This is a genomic window from Chromatiales bacterium, assembly GCA_020445605.1.
GTDB lineage: Bacteria > Pseudomonadota > Gammaproteobacteria > JAGRGH01 > JAGRGH01 > JAGRGH01.
Map to the genome: position 1 here is coordinate 1 of JAGRGH010000062.1, position 7,129 is coordinate 7,129.

General features: G+C 67.3%; 6 protein-coding genes and 1 pseudogene. 5 read left to right on the forward strand and 2 right to left on the reverse strand.

From position 1 onward, the window contains the following. The first annotated feature begins 253 nt into the window (after positions 1–253). The gene (locus KDG50_15325) at positions 254–1,096 is read left to right on the forward strand and encodes a cytochrome c5 family protein (GenBank protein ID MCB1866789.1); all 843 of its coding nucleotides are present in this window, start codon (positions 254–256) and stop codon (positions 1,094–1,096) included. A 51-nt stretch (positions 1,097–1,147) separates the two neighbouring features. Here KDG50_15325 and KDG50_15330 read toward each other — a convergent pair whose 3' ends face one another. Continuing rightward, complete coding sequence (locus tag KDG50_15330; GenBank protein MCB1866790.1) at positions 1,148–3,148, reverse strand: UvrD-helicase domain-containing protein; 2,001 nt, start codon at positions 3,146–3,148, stop codon at positions 1,148–1,150. A gap of 13 nt (positions 3,149–3,161) precedes the next feature. Continuing rightward, positions 3,162–4,016: an NAD(P)-dependent oxidoreductase gene (locus KDG50_15335; GenBank protein MCB1866791.1), complete on the reverse strand. Its 855-nt coding sequence runs from the start codon at positions 4,014–4,016 to the stop codon at positions 3,162–3,164. Between the two features lie 285 nt (positions 4,017–4,301). Between KDG50_15335 and KDG50_15340 the strand changes: the two genes are divergently transcribed. The 4 genes and pseudogenes from KDG50_15340 to KDG50_15355 all read left to right on the forward strand — a co-directional run bounded on the left by KDG50_15340 (position 4,302) and on the right by KDG50_15355 (position 7,040). After that, positions 4,302–4,676, forward strand: coding sequence for a DUF2782 domain-containing protein (locus tag KDG50_15340; GenBank protein ID MCB1866792.1), 375 nt, complete (start codon positions 4,302–4,304; stop codon positions 4,674–4,676). A gap of 269 nt (positions 4,677–4,945) precedes the next feature. Beyond that, positions 4,946–5,389, forward strand: a complete 444-nt coding sequence (locus tag KDG50_15345; protein MCB1866793.1) for a TRAP transporter small permease subunit — start codon at positions 4,946–4,948, stop codon at positions 5,387–5,389. Beyond that, positions 5,386–6,768 carry a TRAP transporter large permease subunit gene (locus tag KDG50_15350; GenBank protein MCB1866794.1) on the forward strand — a complete coding sequence of 461 codons (1,383 nt, stop codon included), beginning with the start codon at positions 5,386–5,388 and terminating at the stop codon, positions 6,766–6,768. Before KDG50_15345 ends, KDG50_15350 begins: the two co-directional genes overlap by 4 nt. Positions 6,769–6,785: 17 nt before the next feature. Further along, positions 6,786–7,040: pseudogene (locus tag KDG50_15355) on the forward strand (DUF808 family protein). Positions 7,041–7,129 lie beyond the last annotated feature (89 nt).

Consider the following 7,129-nt stretch of genomic DNA (forward strand, 5'->3'; position numbering starts at 1 on the left):
ATGACCAGCCCCGGCCCCGCCCTCCATGGCGCGGCGTTCACCCCTGCAAGCGCCACGTTAAGTGGCCCTTGCTCGCCTGCGGCGACCGGGGTTCACCCAGCTGAGCTACGGGCGCGTTGTGGGGCAGGCATTGTACGGCTGTCGGGCGCCCGGCGAAACGCGCGGCGCGCATCGTATATCAGAATAACCTTATAATGCGCGCGGTTCGGCCGCCGGCCGCGTTTACCCTTGCAGACAAGCGGAACCCTAATCAGTGAACGAGCAAGACAAGACATTCATGAAATCCTTCGTGGCGGTGCTACTCGCGCTGGTCGTGATCACCGTTTTCGTGGTCGTGGCGGCCCTGTACGTGGGCGGCGGCCGCAGCAAGGAACAGATGGCGTTCGACGAGAGTCAGGTGATCGACCGCATCAAACCGCTCGGCGAAGTCTATCGCCCGGGCGCCGAACCCCCGGCCGAGGCCACCGCCGCCGCACCCGCGGCCAGCGGGCCGAAGTCCGGCGCCGACGTGGTCGCGGCCGCCTGCGCCGCCTGCCACACCACGGGCGCACTGAACGCACCGAAGATCGGCGACAACGCGGCCTGGAACGCGCGCGCCGGCAAGGGCGTCGACACCCTGGTCGCCAACGCGATCAACGGCATCGGTCAGATGCCAGCGAAGGGCGGCAACGCCGCGCTGAGCGATGCGGAGGTTCGCTCCGCAGTCGTCGAGATCCTCGCGCAGAGCGGGATCGGCGGCAGTGCCAAGGCCGATACGGCAGCCCCGGCCCCGGCGGCACGCGCGCAGCAGGCCGCACCCGCTGCAGCGGCCGCGGCCTCCAGCGCCAGCGGTTCGGCCAACCTCTCGCAGGGCAAGACCACCTACGGCCGCGCCTGCGCGGCCTGCCACGGCACCGGGGTTGCCGGCGCGCCGAAGCTCGGCGACAAGGGTGCCTGGTCCGCGCGCATCGCGCAGGGCCCCGCCACGCTGCTGGAGCACGCGATCAAGGGCTTTCAGGGCCAGACCGGCTTCATGCCGCCGAAGGGTGGCCATCCGTACCTGAGCGACGAGCAGATCGCCGACTCCGTCGCCTACATGGTCAGCGAAAGCCAGTAAACGATCGTCTAGCGGCATGCGGCCACAGGGCCGCGTGCCGTCTCCCTGCCCTCAGCGACCACCGCGCGCCAGCAGCGCGCGCAACCCGGCAATGCCGGCGGCGGCCGCATCGGCGCGCTCTTCTTCCGTCCCCGGGGCGTCGAGGAACTTTAGGGTCTCGCGCGGCAGTTCATCCAGAAACCGGCTCGGCTCGCAGGCACTGCGACCGCCCTGGCGGCGGCGCGCGCGCGCATGGGTCAACGTGAGACCGCGCCGCGCGCGCGTGATGCCGACGTAGGCCAGTCGACGCTCCTCCTCGATATCGTCCAGCTCGATGCTGCGCTGGTGCGGCAGCAGGCCTTCCTCGAAGCCGACCAGATAGACGTGCTCGAACTCCAGTCCCTTGGCGGCATGCAGGGTGCACAGCTGTACGGTGTCCTGCTGCTGCTCGGGTTCGTCGTCGCGCTCCAGCGCGCCGGCCAGTAACAGCGAACGCACGCGCTCGGCGAAACCGTCGGCGCCGTCGCTGTCGACCGGCGCCTCGGCGAGCCAGTCGATGAGTTCATCGAGATTTGCGAGTCGCCGATCGGCCTGCGCCGGATCACGCACCGTTGCGTGCAGCCAGTCCGCATAGCCGGATTCGTTGAGCATCTCGCGCGCGATCTGCCGCGCCGGGGCGTGTTCGCTGCGCTCGCGCAGGCCGTCGAGCCAGCGCGTGAAATCCCGCAACGCCTCCTGTGCGCGCGCGCCGGCGGCAATGGCGAACTCCGGCGCCAGCGCGGCATCGTAGAGGCTCGCGCCACGGCTGCCGGCCACGCGCGTCAAGGCCTCGAGACTGGCCGTGCCAATGCCGCGGCGCGGCGTGTTCACGATGCGCAGGAAGGCGTTGTCGTCGTCCGGGTTGGCGACCAGGCGCAGGTACGCCATGAAATCGCGCACCTCGGCGCGTTCGAAAAACGACTGGCCCCCGCTCAGCCGGTAGCGCACGCCCTTTGCACGCAGCGCGCGCTCGAACGCACGCGCCTGGTGGTTGCCGCGATACAGGATCGCGAATGCGCCCGGGCGCAGGCTCTCGGTGAAACAGCGGTATTGCAGATCGGCCACGACCCGTTCGGCCTCGTCATCATCGTCGTCGGCGACCATCACGCGAATCGGATCGCCATGGCCGAGTTCGCTCCACAGGCGCTTGTCGGTCGCTCGCGTGTTGTTCGCGATCAGCGCATTCGCCGCGCCGAGGATGCAGTTCGTCGAACGGTAGTTCTGTTCCAGTTTGATGGTGCGCAGCGTCGGGAAATCGTCGGCCAGGCGCAGCAGATTGTCCGGCCGCGCGCCGCGCCAGGCATAGATCGACTGGTCGTCGTCACCGACGACGGTCAAGCCGTTGCGGTCACCGACCAATCGGCGCACCAGTTCGTACTGCGCTGCATTGGTGTCTTGGTATTCATCGACGAGCAGATAGCGGATCCGTTCTCGCCAGGCCAGCAGGCATTGCGGATCACGGTCGAACAGCGCAATCGGCTCGCAGATCAGATCATCGAAATCCACCGCGTTGCAGGTGCGCAGCGCACGCTGGTAGTCGTCGTACAGCGCCGCGGCCTCGGCCGTCTGCGGCGAATCGTTCGTTGCGGACTCGCCGGCCGCACGTGCGTTTTTATAGTTCGACATCGCCGCCGCAAGCGCCGCGGCGCGCGCCTCGTCACAACCGGCCACGACCAGCTTTCTAAGCAGGTTGCGCTGGTCTTCCGCGTCGTAGATCGCGAAGCCGTCGCGCAGGCCAAGCGCTTCCTGCTCGGTGCGCAGCACGCGCATGCCGAGCGCGTGGAAGGTCGAGATGCGCAGGCGCTGACGCTGACCGGCCGGCAGGGTGCGCGAGACACGCTCGCGCATCTCGCGCGCGGCCTTGTTCGTGAAGGTCAGCGCAATGATGTGCTGTGCCTCCAGTGCGGTGTTGCGGATCAGATGCGCGATCTTGGCGGTGATGACACGCGTCTTGCCGCTGCCGGCGCCGGCAACCACAAGCAACGGCGTGCCGGCATGCTCGACCGCCGCGCGCTGCGCGGGATTCAGTTTCATTGCGGGCGCGGCGCTACGGGCGTTTCAGGCGATACAGAGCCGAGATGTCCTCGTCGCCATGGCCTGCGGAGACCAATTGCTCGTAGTGGCCAATCGTCGCGGCAACTAACGGCAGTTCGGTGCCGGCGGCCTCGGCCATCTGCGCGCAGATGCGCAGGTCTTTGAGGTGCAGGGCGAGCTTGAAGCCCGGCGGAAACTCGCCGCGCGCCATGCCCGGGCCGCGATGGCTCAGGAACCAGTTGCCGGCGGCACCGCCGCCGATGACCTCGATCAGCCTTTCGAGCGGCAGACCCAGACGCGCGCCAAACGCCAGCGCCTCGGTCACGCCCTCGTTGATGCCACCGACCATGACCTGATTGACGGCCTTGGTGGCCTGTCCCGCGCCGACCGGGCCCATGTGGGTCGCGGATTTGGAGATCGCCGCGAACACCGGGCGCAGACGTTCGAAGGTCTCAGCGGCCGCACCGACCATCATCACCATGGTCGCGTTGCGCGCGCCCTCCACACCGCCGGAAACCGGCGCGTCCGCGAACGCCACGCCGGCACTGGCGAGCCGCCGTGCGGCCTCGACCGCCGTTTCCGACGCCACCGTGGAACAGTCGAACACGATCTGCCCGGCGTGCGCGCCCGGCAACAGCGCGTCGACCATCTCGAGCACATCGGCATCGGCCGACACGCACACCACCAGGGCGTCGCTCTGTCGCGCGAGTTCGGCCGGCGTCCCGGCCTGCGCGACCCCGTGTTCGGCGGCGAAGGCCGCGGCCTTGTCCGCGGTGCGATTCCAGACGCCGGCGAGCAGACCGGCACGCGCAAGATTGGCGGCCATGCCTCGGCCCATGGCGCCAAGGCCGATGACTCCGGTTTTCATGTGCGTGTCTCCGTGGGAGCGGGATCGGTCGGGGGACGCCGATTATGGCCGCTCGTCGCGGCGCTGTCGCGCCTTAGCCCGCATTTCTCAGCGGGGGGGCGAGATGATCGCGCAGGGATCTGGATTCACAACGGATTATGCGAGGAAGCGGAATGCCAGTGCGTATTTCGGACCGAGCAGAATTTCGCCTGGATTCAATGATCAAGCGAGGGCTCGTCATCCGGGTGAGAAACGCGGGCTGGCGAGTCGCGCGCAATCGCACGGGGTGCGCGGTACCATTCGCGCATGAACAACAAGATTGCCCCGCGCCTCGGCGCGGTCGTTTGCGCACTGGCCCTGTCGGGGTTTGCCCCGCTCGCACCCGCCCAGCAGGTCGACTCGCTGCCGCCGCCGCCCGAGGTGGGCGACGAACGTGCGCTACCGCCGGTGATCACGGATTCCGACCTGCCGCCTGAACCCGAGGTCACCATCCGCGACACGCCACGCGGCAAGGTCGAGGAGTTCCGCAGCAACGGCCGGGTGTACATGATCAAGGTCACGCCGCGCGTCGGTCCGCCGTACTACTACGTCGACACCAATGGCGACGGTTATCTGGACCAGAGCTACTACGGCGACCTCAACCCACCGCCGGTTCAGATGTGGCCGATCTTCCGCTGGTGATGGGCACCGGTGAGAAAACGCTAATCAATCCGTCCGGGATTGTCAGCGTAACGAAAACGAGAAAGTGCGATTTTTCGTTTTCTCTCATTTTCGGTGACCACAGAGCATCGGAAATGACAGCACCTCCCCGTGCCGCGGCGAATTGATCATTTCCCCGGCGCCGGACGCGGCGGCTTCGTGAAGTCTTGAGCCGGCTCGAACGCATCGCCGGCGCATTGGACGCGCTCGCCGAATTCACCGGGCGGGTCACGGCCTGGCTCACCGCCGCGATGGTGGTGGTCACCGGCTGGATCGTCGTCCAGCGCTACTGGTTCGACAGCGGTTCGATCGCCGTGCAGGAATCCGTGCTGTACCTGCACGCGGTCGTGATCATGCTGGGCGCCGCCTACACGCTCAGACATGACGGCCATGTTCGCGTGGACATCTTCTACCAGCGCGCCGGCAGGCGCGCCAAGGCGCTGATCGATCTCGCAGGCACGCTGCTCCTGCTGCTGCCGATGACGGTGTTCATCGGCTGGATCAGCTACGACTACGTTGCCGCCTCATGGTCGATCCACGAGTCATCGCACGATGCCGGCGGCCTGCCGGGTGTCTATCTGCTGAAGTCGACCATCCTTGCGATGGCCGCACTGGTTTCCCTGCAGGGCATCGCCCACGCCCTGCGTGCGATTGCGGCACTGCGCGGGTCGCCCGCGAAGGCGGCCGCGAAATGAGCGAGGGCGTGCCCGCGATCCTGATGTTCCTGACCGTCTGCCTCGTGCTGATGGCGGGCTATCCGGTGGCGTTTTCGCTCGGCGGCACGGCACTGGCGTTTGCGTGGATCGGCTCGGCGTTCGGTGCATTCGACGGCGTGTTTCTCGAAGCCTTGCCGAACCGCCTGTACGGCATCATGACCAACGAGACTCTGGTCGCCGTGCCGCTGTTCGTGTTCATGGGCGTGACGCTGGAGCGCGCGCGCATCGCCGACGAACTGCTCGACACCATGGCGCTTCTGTTCGGCCGCACGCGCGGCGGACTGGCGATCTCCGTAACGCTGGTCGGCATGCTGCTCGCCGCCAGCACCGGCATCGTCGGCGCGACGGTCGTGACCATGGGCCTGCTGTCGCTGCCGACCATGCTGCGTCGTGGCTACGACCCGGCGTTGGCCTGCGGGACGATCTGTGCATCCGGCACGCTCGGACAGATCATCCCGCCGTCGATCGTGCTGGTGCTACTTGGCGATGTGCTGTCGTCGGCCTATCAGCAGGCGCAGATCGACCAGGGCATCTTCGCGCCGGACACCGTGTCGGTCGGCGACCTGTTCGCCGGCGCCGTCGTGCCGGGGGTCGTGCTCGTCGTGCTCTACGTGCTGTACCTGCTGTGGGTCGGCTGGCGCCGACCCCAACGCATGCCCGTTGGCATGGACGACGACGCCGAACGCGGCGGTCTCGGTCTGCGGGTGCTGCACGCGCTCCTGCCGCCGCTGGCGCTCATTCTTGCCGTGCTCGGATCCATACTCGCTGGCGTGGCAACGCCGACCGAGGCGGCCGGCGTCGGCGCGCTCGGTGCGCTGCTGCTCGCTGCCGTGCGGCGGGAAATTTCCTTCGGCCGCCTCGCCGAGATCACGCGCAGCACCCTCACCGTGACCTCCATGGTGTTCATGATCCTGATCGGCGCGTCGATCTTCTCGCTCGTCTTTCGCGGCTACGGCGGTGACGAGTTCGTGGCCGACCTGCTCGGCGATCTGCCCGGCGGCACCTTCGGCGCCATGTTTGCCGTCATGGCGCTGATGTTCGTGCTTGGCTTTGTGCTCGACTTCATCGAAATCACGTTTGTCGTCGTGCCGATCGTCGGCCCCGTGCTGCTCGGCATGGGGGTGGACCCGGTCTGGCTCGGTGTCATGATCGCGCTGAACCTGCAGACCTCGTTCCTGACGCCGCCGTTCGGCTTCGCACTGTTCTATCTACGCGGCGTTGCGCCGGACAGTGTAAATACCGGCGCAATCTACCGCGGCGCCGCACCGTATATCGGCTTGCAACTCGCCGTGCTGTGCCTGATCGCCGCATGGCCGGCGGTGGCAACATGGCTGCCCGAGGTCGTATTCGGCCCATAGAGGCCGGCGACATTTCGATGGCCGGCGCCAGTCTGCTCGCACTGCTCGACGATATCGCGACGCTGCTCGACGATATCGGCGTAATGACCAAGCTTGCCGCAAAGAAGACCGCCGGGGTGCTCGGCGATGATCTCGCGGTCAATGCCGAACAGGTCAGCGGCGTGCGCGCCGAACGCGAACTGCCCGTGGTCTGGGCGGTTGCGAAGGGATCGCTGAAGAACAAGTTCATCCTGGTGCCTTGGATGAGTTCGGTCTTTTCGGTGATGCGCCCGAGTTTGTCTCGCGTGTAGGTGATGTCGTAGACCGGCGCTGTGTTGATGCGGGCGGTGTCGCTGATGGGCTCGGCGAAGGCGTTGTAGGC

Excerpts from the sequence above, each read along its gene's own strand:
- KDG50_15330 (MCB1866790.1), bottom strand. The coding sequence starts at position 3,148 with ATGAAACTGAATCCCGCGCAGCGCGCGGCGGTCGAGCATGCCGGCACG.
- KDG50_15335 (MCB1866791.1), bottom strand. The coding sequence starts at position 4,016 with ATGAAAACCGGAGTCATCGGCCTTGGCGCCATGGGCCGAGGCATGGCC.
- KDG50_15340 (MCB1866792.1), top strand. The coding sequence starts at position 4,302 with ATGAACAACAAGATTGCCCCGCGCCTCGGCGCGGTCGTTTGCGCACTG.
- KDG50_15345 (MCB1866793.1), top strand. The coding sequence starts at position 4,946 with ATGGTGGTGGTCACCGGCTGGATCGTCGTCCAGCGCTACTGGTTCGAC.
- KDG50_15350 (MCB1866794.1), top strand. The coding sequence starts at position 5,386 with ATGAGCGAGGGCGTGCCCGCGATCCTGATGTTCCTGACCGTCTGCCTC.